This is a genomic window from Leptospira interrogans (assembly GCF_900156205.1).
Taxonomy (GTDB): Bacteria; Spirochaetota; Leptospiria; order Leptospirales; family Leptospiraceae; genus Leptospira; species Leptospira interrogans.
Window position 1 is genome coordinate 48,278 of sequence record NZ_FTNA01000012.1, and the last position, 17,795, is coordinate 66,072.

Here is a 17,795-nt window from a genome sequence, read left to right on the forward strand (position 1 = left end):
TGTAGGAGCTATTACAGTTTTGAAAATTTTTCTAGTTCATCGTGTTTTCTTCGAATTCTGATACTTAAGGGGCGATCTTCAACCTTATCTTGCATAAGAGTTCCCACAGATTACGTCTCATATAGGCTTTCAAACGTGTATTTTATCGCCAGAATTTCTGGTGCGAGTTCCCACAAAAAACTCAACTTTAAAGAATACAATCGATTCGACCTATAAAAGATCAACCGAGTGATAGTTAAGGTTTGTTAGTCCTTGAAAAATCAAAACATTCAAGAGAATAGTATTTCGTTTTTAAAACAACTTATATAACTACTACAAATTATGTTCTACTGGTAGTTTGATAAATTTTTAGATAACCTTTCTATCATTAAGGTTGTATAGTTCCCACGTTGGACTTTATTAAAAAATTCTAAACTACGGGACATATCAGAATACCTAATATTTTACACTAAAACAGAATTTTGTAATAAAAATTCACAACACTAAATTTTATAGAGATCAGTAAAAAAATTTAGAGCTATTACAAAACTGTCTAATGTGGAAACTACTACAAAAATTTAACTACATTAGGCTGCTTAAAAGTTCACAAATTGTCAAATGCGACCTGTCGAACGACCCATGGGGAGTGAGACGCTGAGTTTCACAAAAATGTAGAAACTATTGCAGTATATTAAAAATTTCTAAAAATTATCGTGTAAAGTTATTTGAGGTCTTGGAACAAGCTATTAGGAAATCTTTATAAAAAGTTTTTTCATTTTTATGATAGTCACAAAAGAATGATTTAACCGAAAAACTTGATAAGACGGCAAATTCTTTGAGTTTATAGAACTTTCCTTTATTGTAGACCCAATAAAAAATTCAAAAATAAACCAGACTTTTTTAATAGAGTTGTTGAAAAATCAATTCTCCATCTGTTTTCTATTTCATGGAAACGGTCGATTCAAGCAGTTTTGTTAATTGAACTATGGAGTTTTTCAACAATTCTAATATATATAGAACCAATAGATCGCCGTCTGTCAAAGTTTTGAAACTATTAACTTTTTGGCGGCAACGGACCCAACTTTTCTAAAAGCATCTGATTTACCAATTCTGGATCGGCCTTTCCTTTGGAAACCTTCATCACATAACCCACAATGGCGCCTAACGCGCGATCTTTTCCGCTTTTGTATTTAGTTACGGCGTCTTGGTTATTCGCAATGGCTTCGTCCACAATCCTTTCAATTTCTTTATCGTCTCGAACCACAATCAGATTTTTTTCTGTGACAATAGTCTCTGCGTCCTTATCAGAAGTAAGAAGTTCTTCAAATACCGTTTTAGCAATTTTACCAGAAATTTTTCCATCAGCAATTAATTTTACAAGTTCGCCAATTCTACGAGCAGAAACAGAAAATTCTGATATTGTAATATTCTCTTTATTGACAATACCTAAAATTTCGTCCTTAACCCAGTTGGATGTTTTTTTAGCATCTCCAGAAACTTTCAAAGCGTCTTCAAAATAGTCCGCAACTTCCCTTTCCGCGGTTAAAACCTCCGCGTCGTATTTAGGAAGACCCAATTTTTCCACAAAACGATTTTTTCTTTCGTTCGGAAGTTCCGGAAGTTTGGAACGAACCGACTCCACAGTTTCTTTTTGAAGGATGATAACCGGTAGATCCGGATCGGGAAAGTAACGATAGTCGTGGCTCATTTCCTTAGTTCTCATCGTTACGGTTTTGTTAGCGACCGAATCCCAGAGTTTGGTTTGTTGTTGAAATGTTTTTCCTTCCAAAGCCATTTCTTTTTGCCATTCTACTTCATAATCGATCGCGGCTTTAACCGCTTTAAAAGAATTTAGATTTTTAATTTCAACTCTGGTCCCGAATTTGTCCGAGCCTTTGGGGCGAATCGAAACGTTCGCGTCGCAACGAAGAGAACCTTCTTCCATATTACAATCCGAAACCCGAATGTATTTCAAAACCGATTTTAAAGAATTAAGATAATAATACGCTTCGTCTGAAGAACGCATGTCCGGTTCAGAAACGATTTCGATCAAAGGAGTCCCCGCTCTATTTAAATCTACATAAGACTGAGGAATATTTGGATCTGCAGAATGAATGAGTTTGCCCGCATCTTCTTCCAGATGAATTCGAGTCAGTCTCACATAACGAGCAGAATCTTCCCCTTTGATCGTAAATGTAACTCCTCCACCAGTGCAAATGGGTTTATCAAACTGAGAAATTTGATACCCTTTCGGAAGATCCGGATAAAAATAATTCTTACGGTCGAATTTAGTAAACAGAGTAATGTCACAGCCAAATGCAAGCCCGGCCATAATCGCTTTTTCTAAAGCGAATTCGTTGAGAACCGGTAATGCGCCAGGCAACCCCAAACAAACCGGATTGGTTTGAGAATTTGGAGGAGAACCAAATTTAGTCGCGCTTGTAGAGAATATTTTCGATTCCGTATTGAGCTGAGCGTGAACTTCCAGTCCTATGATCGTTTCAAATTCTGCCAACTGTATCTCCTTTTCCGGATTGTCATCCTAAACAGATCGAGGAATCTATCCTTAATCCAACGATCTCTAAATGTAGTCTGAGGAAAGCGGAATTTACGGGCAACGGATTTTTTATGAAACAGATCCTCTGTATAGCAAACCAGAAAGGTGGAGTAGGCAAAACAACCACTGCGGTACATCTCGCTTTTGGACTCGCGCTCAAAAAAGAGAGAGTAATTCTTTTAGATTTAGATGCACAGGGAAACGCAACCTCTGTTTTTATTAAGGAGAATTCTTATTCCTTCCACTCAGAAGAAGGAAGAGAAAAAAGTCTTTATAAAATTTTTAGAGATGGTGGGGACCTACGAGAAGTCTTAATTCCGACTCGAATCCAAGGTTTAAAGATTGCCCCTTCTCATCCTTCTCTTGCAGAAGTCGATGTAATGCTTTCCGGAAAGATAGATGGTTTTTTTCAACTTAGGGATTCCCTGGAATTAATCAAAGATGATTTCGATTATGTGATTATAGATTGTCCACCAAGCCTTTCTATGATCACTCTTAACGCTTTTGTAGCTTCTACAGGTTTACTTGTCCCATTACAGGTTTCCAAATTTTCTCTAGATGGAATTGAAGCCATTTTAGAAGCACATAAGAATACCGTAAAACGATTCAATCCTTCTCTAAAAGTTTTAGGAGCCGTGCTAACTATGTTCAACCCTAGAACCACACTTTCCCAAACTCTCGAACCGATGATTGAACCCTATTTAAAATTATTTTCATCCAGAATTCCACCTTCAGTCAGCGTGGAAGAAGCTCATATGATGAAACAAACTCTCTTCGAATATCAACCAAAAGGTAAAGCGGCACAATCTTATCAAAGTTTTGTGGAAGAGGTTTTGGAGCTTGGCTAAAAAGGATCTTTTAAAGCAAGCAGCGGGCGCACACGTCCGAAAAACGTTAGGCGGAGAAGCCAAAGAAGAACAAATTCCCTCCAATCAAAAAGAAGTTCCTATACCAGAAACTTGGAAAGAGAATCCCTCCATTTTCGTAGAAACTTCCTCTCAAAAAGAAACGTTAAAAGAAGAATCCGAAAATCAAAAACAGATAACTATAAAAAATAAAATCGATTCTCCTTTAAAAACCTATAACCAAGAAACAAAAGAGTCTCCTTCAATTCAGAATTCATCCTCCGCAAGAGAGGAAAAATATTTGCCCAAAAAGAACCACCTACACAGGATAAGCAGTGTCATGAGATTGGAAGATTATACAAAACCAGAATCCCCCGAAAGAGAAGGCTCTTCACGTTTTTTGAAGATTATTGGAGTGATTCTTTTGGTCATTGCCATTTGGTTTTTCTGGCCAGCGAAACACGAAATTTATATGGATATAGATAAAATGACTCCTGAAAAAGTTTCGGGGATGAGTTCACAAAAAGAATATCATTTTTCTCATGGACAAGACTTCTTTATCTATTATAAAAAAGGTTGGTCCACTCCCAAAAAAGTTCGCCTTACCATTTATCGAACCGACGGCGGGAAAGAGGAGTTTTCAATTCAAGAAAAAGACTTTCGTAAGAATTTTGAAAAATTCCAAACTTATTATGACGATACGTTTTTTGATCAACAAGGATCTTACGAAGTAGAAATTCGTGACGAAGACGGAGAACTATTAGTAAGTAAAAAATTCACTATCGATTGAATTTGAAAAGAAGAATCAATACATAATAAAAATCGAATGAATCTCAAGTTTATCTTTTTTACTCAAAAAATATTATTCAAAAGTATAATTCTATTTTTAACAGCTATTTCTTTTTCATACTGCGTAAAAGAATCACTTCCCGCGAATATTCCCTCCAGTGCAAAGTTCCAAAAGGAATTCAATGCGTACGTACTTTCCGAGCCAGGGAGAAGAAGAGTTTATTACGATAACGGGAAAATTTATCAAGATTGTTCCATAAACGAACTCGGTTTAGAAAACGGTCTCTGCAAAATTTATTCTAAATATGAAGATCGTATATTAGCAAAAGGTAATTATGAAAACGGAGTTCGCAGAGGAGAATGGATCTGGAATTTTGATAATGGAAATCTTTATATTCGTCAAAATTTTGGCAAAGGTTCTAGAAAACCTGAAGTGATGATGAACGGAGACGAAGGAAATGAAGAAGGACTCTTCGAAAGATTTTACGAAAACGGACAACTTGAACTCAAAGGAAATTATACGGAAGGTTATAGAGACAACCTTTGGCAAAAGTATTTTCCAGACGGAGAATTAGAATACACCGGTTATTATAAAAACGGAAAGAAAGTAAAAACTTGGTTTTATTATTACCCGACTCATAAAACAGAAGCAATTGAAGTTTTTGACGATAACGGAAATTTCATTTCCAGAACTACTTATTTTCCAAATGGAACAATCAATTGCGAAATGAAAAAAGGCCTCGAGCCTGTTTGTCAAACTTCGATTTCTTCCAAATAATAAATTTGTGAAAATAATTCTTGGAGTGTTCCTTCTTATCGTAATTTATCTAAGTGTTTATTTTTCTTTAACAATATTAAATTTTTGGATTCTACTTTCTACGTTTTCAGTTGTCCACATAGGACTTTTTCAAACGTTCCGAGAAAATTTAGATTTTAGATTTTATATTTTCACTACAATTCTTCATTTGTTTATAATATTTTATTTAAATTTTTATTTTAAACAAATAAACTAAGAGCTTTATTCTAAAATTTGATGATAAAATTCACAAATATCCAGATGCGACAATTTCGGTAGAGACTTTAGCAGTTCATTAGAAATTTCTAAAGTAATGTTGTTTATATCTATTTCTAAATTTTAAGAGAAGTTTATAGTAGAGTAATCTTAAATTTTGAGACAAATCTCAGTTTGAAACTGAATTTTAGGTAAATGAATTCGATGTAAGGAATTCATGATTCATTTTTCTGAAAAAGTTGGAATCTGAGCTTTGCAGATTGATCCCTAAAATGTGGAACTCTTACAAATTAAGATTTTACGAATAAATTCTGAAATTGTAGGAACTATATTTTTAAAAATTCTTTTTCATTTCCTACGTCTAAACCACGTTAGATAGTTTATTTTAATTGAACTTGGTATAAAACTTTATTTGATAAAACCTGACTTTTCCCAAAAGTAAAAATTATAAACACTTTTTGTTAGAGATTTCAAAGAGGATTGATTTAAGACTTTGAGATAAGACTTCATAGTAAGTTTAAATTATTCTTAAAAATTCAAACATTATAAAAGATCTACGGAAAGTAGTTTTAGCTTCCGTAGATCTTACAAAGATCAAAATTAAATTTTCGGGCCAAATGCAGTAAAATCGAAATCCTTTGATCCTTCCGCATATTGTTTAAAATTCTTAATGAACATTTCCCCTAATTTTTTAGCAGTTTGATCATAAGCAGCTTTATCTGTCCAAGCTTCTCTTGGATCAAGAATAGCACTATCAACTCCGCTGATCGTTTTAGGATAAGCTACTTGAAAAACTGGATGTGTCACAAACTCAGACTTTTCTATATTCCCGTTTAAAATCTCATCGATGATTTTACGAGTAGAAGGAAGATTCATACGTTTTCCAACTCCGTAAGACCCACCTACAAGACCAGTGTTCATCAAGTAAGCCCTGACGTTATGCTTTTTCATTTTTTCACCGAGTAATTTAGCGTATTTCGTAGGATGAAGAGTCATAAACGCAGCTCCAAAACATGCAGAAAAAGTAGCGGTTGGCTCTTTGATCCCTCTTTCCGTGCCCGCAACCTTCGCGGTATAACCGGAAAGAAAGTGATACATCGCCTGTTCAATACTCAATTTGGAAACGGGAGGAAGAACGCCAAACGCATCATAAGTTAAGAATATAATGGTTTTCGGATGTCCTCCTTTAGAAGGAACTTGGATGTTATTGATGTGGAAAATCGGATAAGAAACTCGAGTATTTTCCGTTTTTGCAGCAGAAGAATAATCTACAATCTTAGTCTGAGGATCATAAACTACGTTTTCAAGAAGGGCGTCTTTACGAATGGCCTCGTAAATGTCCGGCTCAGTTTTAGGATCTAAGTTAATTACCTTAGCATAACAACCACCTTCGATATTAAAAATTCCGTTATCATCCCAACCGTGTTCATCGTCTCCGATCAATTTGCGGTTTGGGTCTGTAGAAAGAGTTGTTTTACCAGTTCCAGAAAGACCAAAGAAAAGAGCCGTATCACCATCTTGACCAACATTCGCGGAACAGTGCATGCTGAGAATTCCCTGCAAAGGAAGTTTGTAATTCATAACGGAGAAAATACCTTTTTTCATCTCTCCGCCATATTCGGTTCCGCCGATGATACAAATCTTCTTAGCAAGATGGAAGATTACAAACACTTCGGAATTCATTCCGTGCTGTTTGAAGTTTTCATTCTTAATTCCACAAGCATTGATAATCGTAAATTCAGGATCAAGACCGACAAGTTCTTCTTTTGTAGGACGAAGAAACATATTCGTACAAAAATGATGTTGCCAAGCTTTTTCGGAAACAACTCGCAAACTTACTCTGGTTTCAGGATTTGCACCTGCGTAACCATCGAAAACGTATAGTTTTTTATGACTCAGATAGTTTACACATTTCTTATAAAGCTCGTCAAAGATTGCTTCTGAAACTTTGAAATTGATATGACTCCACCAGATGTTTCCATTTGAGGAAGGCTCATCTACGAAATATTTATCTTTCGGAGATCTACCTGTAAAAATACCAGTATCTACCATCATAGTTCCATTGCTGGAAACTACAGTTTCTCCGTTTTTTTTCTCATGTTCATAAATTTCATCATAGGAAAGGTTATGGAAAATTTCAGAAGGTTCGAGTCCGAGTTCCTTCAAACCTTTTACCTGAGTCTGGGCCTGCATTTGATTGCTCCTTGGGAATTCTGTTTCAATTATTTTACTCTAAAGTGGAAAGTCAATCGATTCAAGAGGAATGGGGTTGACGATTTCCTTTCTCGGAAACTCCATTCGAATTCGCTTTTGTAAAAATCATTTTTCCAGCTGCAGTTTGGATAATAGAAGTTACTGTCACTTTGACCTCTTTCCCAACAAGATGACCACCATTTTCGATCACGACCATCGTACCATCTTCTAAATAACCAATTCCTTGATTCTCATCCTTACCCTCTTTGATCACTTGAATTCCAAGTTCTTCTCCAGGTAGAACGACTGGTTTTAAAGCGTTTGCTAAAGTATTTAAGTTTAATACCTTTACTCCTTGCAGTTCAGCCACTTTATTCAAATTAAAATCATTAGTAACGATCTTACCACCAGTATCACGAGCTAGTTTAATTAGTTTTGCATCTACTTCACGTGTATCAGAATAATCTTTATAAGTAATTTTTACTTCTATAGATCCTTTACGTTGGAGTTTATTCAACATTTCAAGACCTCTTCTTCCCCTCGCCCTTTTGATCGGATCAGAAGAATCGCTGATAAGTTGAATTTCTCTCAACACAAAGTTTGGAAGAATTAAAGGACCATCTAAGAAATGAGTATCTGCAATATCTAAAATTCTTCCGTCAATTACAACGGAAGTATCTAGAATTTTATCTCTGACTTCTTCTTTTTCGATACCAACTCCAAAGCCGTTGCCTGAACCACCACCGCCGAAAATTCCAAGACCAGGTTCTTTAGCAAACGCAACTCCAGAAAGGATTCCAAAAAGCGCAAATAAGAAATAAAAAGCTACGTTCAATTCTTCAAAATGAACAGCTGCACCTACAAACCAAGCAATCGCAAGCCCAAGAAGCGCGCCCAATCCAGCACAAAAAAGTACATCTGCTTTGAGTTTTGGAAAAAAATTAGATTCTCCGTAAAGAAGAATAAAGGAAACTAACAAAACAACCCCGGCAATTGGTCCGGCTAAATAAATATCTCCTGCTTGTTTATGTGTTACTGCAAATGTAATCCCAGAAAGGAACAGAGACGTGAGTACTTTGTAGAAATGAATCATAACTCAAATCCTTAATTTGTATTTGAGTTTTTTGCGGAACTTTACTCTTCTTCTGCCTTTTTTTCACTAGGAGAGAGGGTGCTCGCTAATACATCGGAAACTAGATTTCCCGCTTCTTCTTGCGTAACCCCTTTACTCAATGCAACTTCCATTTTCACAAGATTATAGGCGCTTTCGTAAAGCTTTCTCTCCATGATGGAGAGTTCTTTTCCACTTGCTCTGCGAAATAGATTTCTACAAACTTCTCCGACCTCATAAATGGACCCGGATTTGATCTTATTGAGGTTATTTTGGTAGCGGATCTTCCAGTCCTCTTCCGTATCTACTTCGTCTTTCTTGAGGAGTGCAATGACTTTCTTGATCTCTTTTTTATCGATGATAGGGCGAATTCGAACCTGTTCTGCTTTGTCTACAGGAATCATGACCTTCATCTTACTACCTTGAATTTCGAGAACGTAACAATCCTTCTTTTTACCCAGGATATTCTTTTTGGAGATTTCAAGAATCTCTCCAACTCCGTGGATTGGATAGACTACGTAGTCGCCTACCTTGTGTTCGATTTCGGAATTTTTCTTTTTGGCAGCCAAGTAAGTATGATAACTTCCGTTAAAACTCTGTTTTAGAAAATAGCACAAATTTGGCGAAAGTCAACAAAATTATCCGAAAAGGCTATTAAAGTTTCAGTGCGCGAACCTTAGCAGAATGAAACAAAGGATCATTGAGAGGTTGAATTTTTTCCAATGCTTCTTTTGCTTCTTCTTCAGAATAAAAATAACCCAAATAAAGTTCCCCTTTAGAAGAACGAAAAATTCTTCCTTTGAATTCGTTTCTAGCCATCAAAATCCTTCTTCCCAATCCAACGGCTTGCAAAGAATCAGATGTGCCAACTACTACAAGATAATTTGTTTCACCAGCTTGAGGAGGATAGAGAATCTTAGAATCTCCGTTCACTCCTGAAATACTCTCTTTAGAATTTAATTTTAAAAGCGATTCCTGATTTTTTAAGGGTTCTGGTTCTTCGTTCTTTTGGTTAGAAAAAAATAAAGATCGAATCTCATTCTTTTTTTCATGAGAGGGAACGTTTCTGAGTGTCGTCTGTATTTCATTTTGGGCAAAAGATTCTTCCTTTTGATCCAATTTAAGACCTACTACAATTCCAGCAGTAAACAGGGATATAGAGCCTAATAATAAAACAAAAGCAGAACGAGTGGACGAAAAAATTTGAATTGGTGATCCCGATTTTTTATGATGTTGAACCGTTTGAATCGTCCGACTAAAATCTGTATTTTCTCGAACCGGAGGTCGGACCGTGGATTGTTTGAGTCTTCTCGAATAATCAATATTCTGCATTTAGGAATCCTAAATTCTATTTCTAAAATCGGCCTAAACACTCAAATTCTTTTCAAAAAATTAAAAATTACTCTTTTGAAAATTCCACGCTTTTTTCAGTTCGATCGATTATTACTAATTCTTATAAAATTGAGTACCGTAAATTTTTATTGCAAAACCCTGTTTTAGCGCAGAATACTTGGACTTTTTATTATAATAGCTCTGAGTAATGAAGTGATTATGAATTTTAAGACAAATCCAAGATTTTAGGAATCTTATGATTACAGCGCCAATTTATAACAATGTATGTAAAGAATCGCTTTCAAGTTTAACAAAACCGTTTTTAACGTAGGTTTCCACTAAGAAGTCTTTTTAAAATTCAATTTTTCCTTAAAAAATTGAAATCAGTAAATGATCCATTCTATTTGGATTTTTTAAAACAATGGCCATAAGAAGGTATTTACTGAATTTCAAGGAAAGTTATTTGCTAAGTTTACATTGAGTTTGTAGCTATATCTAACTCGACCAAGATAATAGAGTTGTTGAAAAATTCCATAATGCCCGCTTAACAAAACTGCTTCAATCGACCGTTTTCATAAAACAGAAACAGATGGAAAATTCATTTTTCAACAACTCTACTTTATATTTTTTTGAAAACAATATCGAGTTTTCAACTGAAAAGTTACTCTACAGATTTTTTTAAAGAAGAGATGATCGCTTCATAATTGGAAGACAATCCTTGACAGGCTTGCGCATTTCGTTCCATGAGACCTACACTCTCCAACAAAATCCCAATCAATTTTCTTTTGCCGGAACGGTATTGATCTTGATCTTCGGGTGGTAAACCTGGTTTTCCCATACTTTTCCATTTTTCACACTTAGCACCTAAGTCTGTGCAAATCTTAGCTTCTAAATCAGAACAAGGTTTACAACCAATCATCGTCATCAAAAGGATGATTCCTAAAATCAAAGTTTTTTTCATGCGTATTACTCCTTCGAGTGAATCTTATTTTTAGGGAAATTTTATAAAATCTAAAGACAACAATCTTAAATTTCCGTGCAAAATCCTTTTCTTTAGAAAACGTTTATCAAATTAAAACTCATTTTATAAAAATTTCACTCACTTTATTGTAATCAAAAAGAGAGTGAAGAATGCCAACTGAAATCAAAAATTTTTAATCTTATGATATTTTTTTGAAATAGATACAAAAGAACAAAGATCCATTTTAGGTTCTTCTCAAAAAATAAATTATACAATTTTATAAAAAGCTATTATGATCTCTACATAAATTATTTTAGAACTTGTCCCAAAACCTTAAAGAATTTATATGATAGTTCTTTAGAAATTTTTAATAAAACACAATAGTTCCTACAAAAACCGTCACATTTGGTAATTTGCGAACCTTCAAGTAATTCTAATATTGTTAAATTTTTGTGTGAGTTCCCACATCTTGAGGTTTTGGGACAAGTTTTTAAGATAAATCTGTCGTTTAATACAGAATTTTGAAACGTTATTTTCACAGCGTTTATTATCTCTACAAAATTGAGTATCTTTACTATTCAGACGCATGAAAACGATACCAGAAATTAACCGTCAATTTTACAAAAATACGGAAGCCCTCGAAAATTGCATCTAATTCAGAATTATTGGTCGTTCTTAAAGAAGGTTGTATATTCTAATTTTTGAAACAATTATGATTATATTATATTAAGGTTATTGAAAAATTCCATAGTGAAGATTTGTAAAATTGCTTCAATTGTCTGTTTCAATACAACGAAAACAGATCAAGAATTCATTTTTCAACAACTCTATTTTATACATCGGAGTAATATTTTTAAGGTAAATCTGTTTGAATACAAAATATAGGTATTTTATTATATAATTCTGAACAATAAACATATAAAATATTACTAATATTATACACTCAAACACGCTTTTGTAATAAAGATCCGCAATATTTTATCAACCTGAGTTTGGCGTAAGAAAATGAGAAAGAATCTTTTAAAAGTATAAGTTCCTACAATTTAAAATTTGTTTTTACTACTCGAACGTATAAAAATGTATTAAAAATTAACGGGTAACTTTTTTAAAGATATAGAAGTCTTTGCGAAATGCGCCAAACCTAGTATTGTCGGCTTTTTTGAAAAGATCTCATATTCTAAATTTTGAAACAAACAACAGGATAGTATTCTTTTTCATGCGTCTGAATAGTAAAATCGTGACTTATAGTAAATTTTAGAAATAGATCTAAAAGTTCAGATTCCAATTTTTTCAAAAAAATGAATCAGGTAAGTCCTCACGTCAAACTCACATTTTATTATGAAGTTTATTTCAAAACATAGAGAGCCAATAAAAGTGAAACACTAAATCTAATAAAAATTTGATAAAGAATAAGTTGTGCTTATTTATCTTGAACAAAACTATCTAACCCAATAAAAAACCCCAGGTTTAAACCTAGGGTTTTGTTGAAATCGAATCGTTTTCGACTTTAATTTAGTCGGAAGTACGTCGCCGTTAACCAACCAAATAAAGAAGTGGAAAGAGATAAATCCAGATCAAATCGACTACGTGCCAGAAAAGACCTACACCTTCTACCGGTGTGTAATAAGAAGAATTCACTTCTCCTTTAATTACTTTGATCATCACCCAAATGATCAACCCTGCTCCAATCAAAACGTGGGATCCGTGAATCCCGGTCATTACAAAGTAAAAACCGAAAAACATAGCAGCGTTTTTAATATCAGCCATTTCCGTATTTGTAAAGAATTTTCCGGGAAGGAGTCCGTGATGGATCTTAGAAGTATATTCGAAATACTTTACGACCATAAATGTAAGTGCACAAAGAACGGTCACAGCCAAAGCAATGATCGCTTCTTTTTTCTTATCTACTTGGACGTAATGAATCCCCAAAGCCATCGTAAACGAACTAAATAAAAGTACGACGGTATTGAACGCACCCATAGGAACGGACAAGTGATGACTTCCCGCATGAAAAATTTCGGGATACAAAGAATGATAAATTGTATAACCCACAAATAGGGCGCCGAACATTAAAATTTCTGTAACAAGAAACAACCAAATTCCTTGTTTAGAAGCGTCGTACTGATGCTCTGCACTCTCAAAGTGATGAGCATGATGAAAGTGCTTAGCGGTACTCATAAGGTCCCCCTGTAATTACTGGAGTTTTTTCAAAATTTTCGTGTGTAGGTGGAGAAGAAATCGTCCATTCGAGAGTTTTCCCTCCCCAAGGATTATCCCCTGCCGTCTTTCCTGCAATTAGGCCGTGGATCACTGCAATTAAACCAACCAAAAATCCGGTTCCAATCAACCAAGACCCTATTGTGGAAATTTGGTTTAGGCCAGTAAATTCAGGAAGATAGTCATAATACCGTCTAGGCATTCCCATAGATCCTAAAATAAATTGAGGAAAGAAGGTTACATTAAATCCGGTAAAGATAAATACCCAAGAAATTCTTCCTAACAGGTCAGAAGTCATCTTCCCAGTTACTTTTGGAAACCAATAGATCAGAGCTCCCATCACCGCCACCAAAGTTCCCCCTACCATCACATAATGAAAGTGGGCAACCACAAAGTAGGTGTCATGAAAGTGAACATCCATTCCGGTAGAAGCGAGAAATACTCCAGTCAAACCGCCGATCGTAAATAGAAACATAAATCCGATTGCAAAAAGCATCGGTGCATCTAAACGAACAGAACCCTTATACATCGTAGAAATCCAGTTAAATAACTTAATCGCCGTTGGAACTCCCACAAGCATTGTGATAAAGGAAAATAAAACTCCTGCAAACTCAGACTGGCCGGAAACAAACATGTGATGTCCCCAAACCAAAAAGGAAACCGCGGCAATTGCAAGAGAAGAATATGCAATCGCAGTATATCCAAAGATCACCTTTTTAGAAAAGGTCGCTACAAGTTCGGAGATGACACCCATTGCAGGAAGAATCATGATATATACCGCAGGGTGAGAGTAGAACCAGAAGAAATGTTGAAACAGAACCGGATCTCCTCCCAATGTCGGATCAAAAATTCCAACACCAAGAGTTCTTTCTGCAACTAACAAAAGTAAGGTGATCGCAAGAACTGGAGTCGCTAAAACTTGTATGATAGAAGTTGCATACAATGCCCAAACCATCAAAGGAATTCGGTTCATTGTCATTCCGGGAGCTCTCAATTTGTGAGTGGTTACGATGAAATTCAATCCAGTTAAAATGGAAGAAAACCCCATCACAAACGCACCCATTACCAACATAATTACACCGTTAGAAACTGAGTTAGAAATGGAATACGGTGTATAAAAGGTCCAACCTGTATCTACTTTCTGTGTAAAAAGTGAAAATGCCGCAATTCCAGCACCAGTCATGAAAATATACCAGCTCGCTAAATTTAATCTTGGAAATGCTACGTCTTTTGCTCCTAATTGAATGGGAAGAATGAAGTTTCCAAAAATCGCAGGAATTCCCGGAACGATCACCATAAATACCATGATGGCCCCGTGATAAGTCATCATTCGATTGTAAATATCCGGTGTTACAAATCCAAGAGTTTGTCCTGGAGTAAAAAGTTCCAAACGAACCAGAAGTGCGAAAATTCCACCCAGAAGAAAGAATGACATAATCGCAAAGAAATACATGATCCCGATCCGTTTATGATCGATCGTAGTGAGCCAGGACCAGATTCCCTTTTCGTGGTTGAGGTAGTTGTCAGTATGACTTGCAGTTGCTGTAGACATATTTCCTCTCCTATTTAAGGGTTTTAATATACTCGATCAGAGCGTTGATTTCGTCGTCGGAAAGCTGTCCCTGATAAGAAGGCATAGCAGGTGGATAACCTTTTACAACCTGAGCTGTCGGTTGCAAAATAGATTTACGAATATAGTTTTCATCTGCAATTACACCAGGTCCAGACTCGAATTCTCTCGTGCTTCCAAAAAGTCCTTTGTAGGAAGGACCAACTAAACGAGAACCGTCCGTTGAATGACAACCCGCACAAGCTTTCTCTGCGTAAAGTTTTTTACCGAGTTCTGTGGGAGGAATCTTAGAAAGATCCACATTTCCAGCTTCCGCATACCATTTATCAAACGTTTCGTTATCTACAACACGAATCGCCGAAAGCATATTAGAATGAGAAGTTCCACAAAATTCGGTACAATAAACTACGAAATCTCCTTTTTCAGTCGGAGTAAACGTCAGTGTTGTATAACGTCCTGGAATTGCATCCATCTTGTTTCTAAATGCAGGGACGTAAAATGAATGAAGCACATCTTGAGAAGTCATCACCAAACGAACCGTTTTCCCAACGGGAACATAAATTCCGTTAGGTTGAAAAAGAGTATTTAATTTTTCAGTCGCGTTTGGAGAAACAATAGTTACACCATTCGGATATTTGAATGTCCATTGCCACTGTCTTGCAGTAACGTGAATTTCAATATCACCTTTTTCATGAACGCTTCTAAGATCGGCGAAAATTCTCCAGCCCCACCAAAAAATCACGATCATGATCACCAAGGGAATAAAGGACCAAAGAAATTCTGCCAATGTATTGTGTGTGATATAAGCAGTTTTATCCGAGTCCGTTTTTCTCCGGTATTTAAAAATAAACCAAGTCATTCCCCCAATGAGAATGACAAAAGAGATCAGACTGGATACGAGCAGAAAGAGATAGAGATGATCTACATTCTTTGCTACTTCGGAAGCCTGAACCGGCATAAAACTCGTTGCCGTAATGAGGTTCAACCAGGTCATTTTATTGAAGTTACTCCTTCCTAATGAGTTCGGAATTTCTGTTATGCCTGATCCAGAATGGGATCAAGAACGCCGCCATAATGAGAAGAGTGAAGAATCCACCCAGTTTCATAATATTATAAGCGTACAAAGTATATGTATTTTTGCCCGGGTCAAATTGAAAGCAAAAAAGGGCAAATTGATCTGTGAAATCCCCTATTTTACCATCGGAAGCTTCTAATAAAGAAAGTTTCAAAGTTCTTTCATCAAAAGTAATCCCATGAAGATAACGGGAAATTTTTCCCGAAGGTGTGATGATATAAGCGACAGAAGAATGTATCCATTGTTCATTTTCCGAATTCCATTTATAGGAAAACCCAACTGATTCTGCAAGTGCTGTGATCTCCTTTTGATCTCCCGTTAAGAAATGCCAACCTTGTCCGTTACCTCGAGCGTATTCTTTTAGATAAGCATTCTTTTTGGCGGAAGCGAGATCAAAAGTTTCTTTGGGATCAAAAGATACTGCAACGTATTCAAATTCGTTTCCTACTTCCCAACTTAGTTTTTTGAGTACATCTGTAACACCGTTAAGGTGAAAATTGCACAACGTAGGACATTTATAATAAACAAGAGATAGAAGTACAGGTTTATCTCGTTTAAAAAAAGAACTTAAGAGAATCGATTTTCCGGTTTCATCTCGGAAAGAAAGGGAAAGATCAAGTTGATTACCCAACTTCTCCTGAACTCCCACTCCTTCCAGCTCTTTCGGTTTTTCATTTTTATCAAACCGAGCCGCAGGATCGTATGAGTAAATGGAAACAGTAAATAAACAAAAAGCGATCCCTGAAATTAGGGATTTTCTAAAAGCCAAGATTTAACTCCGGGATTTTCCCAGATTATTTTGCCTGAATGTTCGCAGGAAGGTTGAGAGAATGTTCCTTAACACCTGGGTGTAAAAAAGAAAGATAAGCAAAGAATGCCAAGTTTCCTAATAGAACAATAATAAAAGTCCAAAACCCAGGTCGATTGTATCCACTTTGTTGTGTCATGGAAAAGACTCCTCTGTAATTGATTCTCATTCTCTTAAAGAATAAAATCAAAAGATTCCAAGGACAAAATTAGGTGAATCTATTTTTTTGAAAGTAATATTTTAATACTTTCAAAATACGTTCAGAGATTCTAATAAAAACTACAATTTTAGAAATTTCGCGCTTACATTTGTCTACACTTTCATTGCTCTTAAAAATCGATTTTCGAGTATGGTATTTCAGAACCTCTTTTGAGGATTTCAAAAAAGAATGAACTCTAACTCAGATATTTCTTCAAAATTTAGTTTGTTTTATAAAGTCTCTCTATTCTTGAGTGTACTCATCTTTTTGAATTTACTCTATGGGCCTTTGGTCAGAGCGACTGGTTCAGGTCTTGCTTGTCCTGATTGGCCGTTTTGTTTTGGAAAGATTTTTCCGACTTTTGATTTCCAGATTTTTATGGAAGTCTCTCATCGTTATTATTCTGCTTTTTTAGGACTGATTCTTCTATGTCTTACGATTTGGACATTTGCAGATAAAATTCTTAGAAAAGAATTTGGTATCTATTTAGGAATCGCAATCCTTTTACTAATCTCCCAAATCAATTTAGGAAGACTTACCGTCACTTTAAAACTCGATCCTACTTCCGTTAATCTTCACTTATTGAATGCAATCGCTTTCTTTTTAGTTATACTTACCGTTTCTATCAACTCGAGAGAAAAAGTTTTACATCAAAGTGAACATTTTATCGAAACCACTCATTTATTCAGAAAAGATAATATCCTTTATTTCATTCTTTTGATCGGAATTGTGATTCAGATTATTTTAGGTGGTCGTGTTAGTTCCCACTACGCAGGACTTGCTTGCCCAGACTTTCCAACTTGTTGGGGACAATGGATCCCAGATAATCCATTAGAAATTGTTAAAATTCAAGTATTCCATAGATTTGGTGCTTATGCAGTTGTTTTGTTACTTGTAGCAGCTCTTAGTTTTGCAATTTGGAAAAATTTTCCAACTACCTCAAGAAGATTCCTTCAAATTTCTATGTATCTTGTAGTAGCTCAAGTTATTTTAGGAATTTTGAATATATTTTTTGGCCTACCAAAACTTATAACCGCACTTCATACCGGCTTTGCTGTACTTTTACTTACCTCTACTTATTTGTCCCTAATTTCCAGAGTTGTCGTATTAACTAACGAACGGAGGGCCGAAAAATAATTTCGGCAAG

At 35.5% G+C, this 17,795-nt stretch carries 17 protein-coding genes and 1 pseudogene; 7 read left to right on the forward strand and 11 right to left on the reverse strand.

The window, feature by feature from the left end; genetic code table 11:
• Positions 1-878: 878 nt before the first annotated feature.
• Positions 879-965: pseudogene (locus tag BW942_RS21785) on the forward strand (transposase); the annotation flags it as partial.
• A gap of 68 nt (positions 966-1,033) precedes the next feature.
• Here BW942_RS21785 and gatB read toward each other — a convergent pair.
• On the reverse strand, positions 1,034-2,494 hold the full coding sequence (gene gatB, locus BW942_RS11220) for an Asp-tRNA(Asn)/Glu-tRNA(Gln) amidotransferase subunit GatB (RefSeq protein WP_000807227.1): 1,461 nt from the start codon (positions 2,492-2,494) through the stop codon (positions 1,034-1,036).
• A gap of 113 nt (positions 2,495-2,607) precedes the next feature.
• Here gatB and BW942_RS11225 point away from each other — a divergent pair, with 113 nt between their 5' ends.
• The 4 genes from BW942_RS11225 to BW942_RS11240 are packed head-to-tail and all read left to right on the forward strand — an operon-like array spanning position 2,608 to position 5,183.
• Positions 2,608-3,384, forward strand: coding sequence for a ParA family protein (locus BW942_RS11225; RefSeq protein WP_000809562.1), 777 nt, complete (start codon positions 2,608-2,610; stop codon positions 3,382-3,384).
• Entirely contained in the window at positions 3,377-4,171 is a 795-nt protein-coding gene (locus BW942_RS11230; RefSeq protein ID WP_001074432.1) for a hypothetical protein, read from the forward strand. Before BW942_RS11225 ends, BW942_RS11230 begins: the two co-directional genes overlap by 8 nt.
• A gap of 36 nt (positions 4,172-4,207) precedes the next feature.
• The gene (locus BW942_RS11235; RefSeq protein ID WP_001049438.1) at positions 4,208-4,948 is read left to right on the forward strand and encodes a toxin-antitoxin system YwqK family antitoxin; all 741 of its coding nucleotides are present in this window, start codon (positions 4,208-4,210) and stop codon (positions 4,946-4,948) included.
• Positions 4,949-4,955: 7 nt separating this feature from the next.
• Entirely contained in the window at positions 4,956-5,183 is a 228-nt protein-coding gene (locus BW942_RS11240) for a hypothetical protein (RefSeq protein ID WP_000691571.1), read from the forward strand.
• Positions 5,184-5,782: 599 nt separating this feature from the next.
• On the opposite strand, the gene pckA is transcribed toward BW942_RS11240, so the two are convergent.
• The 4 genes from pckA to BW942_RS11260 all read right to left on the reverse strand — a co-directional run bounded on the left by pckA (position 5,783) and on the right by BW942_RS11260 (position 9,818).
• A complete protein-coding gene (gene pckA / locus BW942_RS11245; protein ID WP_001148872.1) occupies positions 5,783-7,375 on the reverse strand; it encodes a phosphoenolpyruvate carboxykinase (ATP) in 1,593 nt (530 codons plus the stop codon).
• Between the two features lie 61 nt (positions 7,376-7,436).
• Positions 7,437-8,468 carry a PIN/TRAM domain-containing protein gene (locus tag BW942_RS11250; protein WP_000581182.1) on the reverse strand — a complete coding sequence of 344 codons (1,032 nt, stop codon included), beginning with the start codon at positions 8,466-8,468 and terminating at the stop codon, positions 7,437-7,439.
• 41 nt (positions 8,469-8,509) lie between these two features.
• On the reverse strand, positions 8,510-9,055 hold the full coding sequence (locus BW942_RS11255) for a CarD family transcriptional regulator (RefSeq protein ID WP_000729197.1): 546 nt from the start codon (positions 9,053-9,055) through the stop codon (positions 8,510-8,512).
• An 85-nt stretch (positions 9,056-9,140) separates the two neighbouring features.
• Complete coding sequence (locus tag BW942_RS11260; RefSeq protein ID WP_001179446.1) at positions 9,141-9,818, reverse strand: hypothetical protein; 678 nt, start codon at positions 9,816-9,818, stop codon at positions 9,141-9,143.
• Between BW942_RS11260 and BW942_RS11265 the strand changes: the two genes are divergently transcribed.
• The gene (locus BW942_RS11265) at positions 9,783-9,986 is read left to right on the forward strand and encodes a hypothetical protein (protein ID WP_001972857.1); all 204 of its coding nucleotides are present in this window, start codon (positions 9,783-9,785) and stop codon (positions 9,984-9,986) included. The two genes, BW942_RS11260 and BW942_RS11265, sit on opposite strands and share 36 nt — an antisense overlap.
• 493 nt (positions 9,987-10,479) lie before the next feature.
• Here the strand turns inward: BW942_RS11265 and BW942_RS11270 are convergent, their stop codons facing one another.
• The 6 genes from BW942_RS11270 to BW942_RS11300 form a co-directional block, all read right to left on the reverse strand.
• Positions 10,480-10,779, reverse strand: coding sequence for a hypothetical protein (locus tag BW942_RS11270; RefSeq protein ID WP_000751793.1), 300 nt, complete (start codon positions 10,777-10,779; stop codon positions 10,480-10,482).
• 1,533 nt (positions 10,780-12,312) lie between these two features.
• Positions 12,313-12,957 carry a cytochrome c oxidase subunit 3 family protein gene (locus BW942_RS11280; protein WP_000100797.1) on the reverse strand — a complete coding sequence of 215 codons (645 nt, stop codon included), beginning with the start codon at positions 12,955-12,957 and terminating at the stop codon, positions 12,313-12,315.
• Entirely contained in the window at positions 12,944-14,548 is a 1,605-nt protein-coding gene (gene ctaD / locus BW942_RS11285) for a cytochrome c oxidase subunit I (RefSeq protein WP_002969572.1), read from the reverse strand. The genes BW942_RS11280 and ctaD overlap by 14 nt, the downstream gene beginning before the upstream one ends.
• Positions 14,549-14,558: 10 nt before the next feature.
• Positions 14,559-15,560: a cytochrome c oxidase subunit II gene (coxB, locus tag BW942_RS11290; protein WP_000220059.1), complete on the reverse strand. Its 1,002-nt coding sequence runs from the start codon at positions 15,558-15,560 to the stop codon at positions 14,559-14,561.
• A gap of 10 nt (positions 15,561-15,570) precedes the next feature.
• Complete coding sequence (locus BW942_RS11295; protein ID WP_000885550.1) at positions 15,571-16,410, reverse strand: SCO family protein; 840 nt, start codon at positions 16,408-16,410, stop codon at positions 15,571-15,573.
• Positions 16,411-16,435: 25 nt separating this feature from the next.
• The gene (locus BW942_RS11300) at positions 16,436-16,588 is read right to left on the reverse strand and encodes a hypothetical protein (protein ID WP_001978622.1); all 153 of its coding nucleotides are present in this window, start codon (positions 16,586-16,588) and stop codon (positions 16,436-16,438) included.
• Between the two features lie 249 nt (positions 16,589-16,837).
• On the opposite strand from BW942_RS11300, the gene BW942_RS11305 reads away from it, so the two are divergent.
• On the forward strand, positions 16,838-17,785 hold the full coding sequence (locus BW942_RS11305; protein WP_001087694.1) for a COX15/CtaA family protein: 948 nt from the start codon (positions 16,838-16,840) through the stop codon (positions 17,783-17,785).
• The last annotated feature ends 10 nt before the right edge of the window (positions 17,786-17,795 follow it).

Bases quoted from the DNA above. Each gene is read 5' to 3' on its own strand.
- BW942_RS11235 (WP_001049438.1), top strand. From the start codon at position 4,208: ATGAATCTCAAGTTTATCTTTTTTACTCAAAAAATATTATTCAAAAGT.
- BW942_RS11250 (WP_000581182.1), bottom strand. From the start codon at position 8,468: ATGATTCATTTCTACAAAGTACTCACGTCTCTGTTCCTTTCTGGGATT.
- BW942_RS11270 (WP_000751793.1), bottom strand. From the start codon at position 10,779: ATGAAAAAAACTTTGATTTTAGGAATCATCCTTTTGATGACGATGATT.
- BW942_RS11280 (WP_000100797.1), bottom strand. From the start codon at position 12,957: ATGAGTACCGCTAAGCACTTTCATCATGCTCATCACTTTGAGAGTGCA.
- ctaD (WP_002969572.1), bottom strand. From the start codon at position 14,548: ATGTCTACAGCAACTGCAAGTCATACTGACAACTACCTCAACCACGAA.
- pckA (WP_001148872.1), bottom strand. From the start codon at position 7,375: ATGCAGGCCCAGACTCAGGTAAAAGGTTTGAAGGAACTCGGACTCGAA.
- BW942_RS11260 (WP_001179446.1), bottom strand. From the start codon at position 9,818: ATGCAGAATATTGATTATTCGAGAAGACTCAAACAATCCACGGTCCGA.
- BW942_RS11300 (WP_001978622.1), bottom strand. From the start codon at position 16,588: ATGACACAACAAAGTGGATACAATCGACCTGGGTTTTGGACTTTTATT.
- BW942_RS11225 (WP_000809562.1), top strand. From the start codon at position 2,608: ATGAAACAGATCCTCTGTATAGCAAACCAGAAAGGTGGAGTAGGCAAA.
- coxB (WP_000220059.1), bottom strand. From the start codon at position 15,560: ATGACCTGGTTGAACCTCATTACGGCAACGAGTTTTATGCCGGTTCAG.
- BW942_RS11305 (WP_001087694.1), top strand. From the start codon at position 16,838: ATGAACTCTAACTCAGATATTTCTTCAAAATTTAGTTTGTTTTATAAA.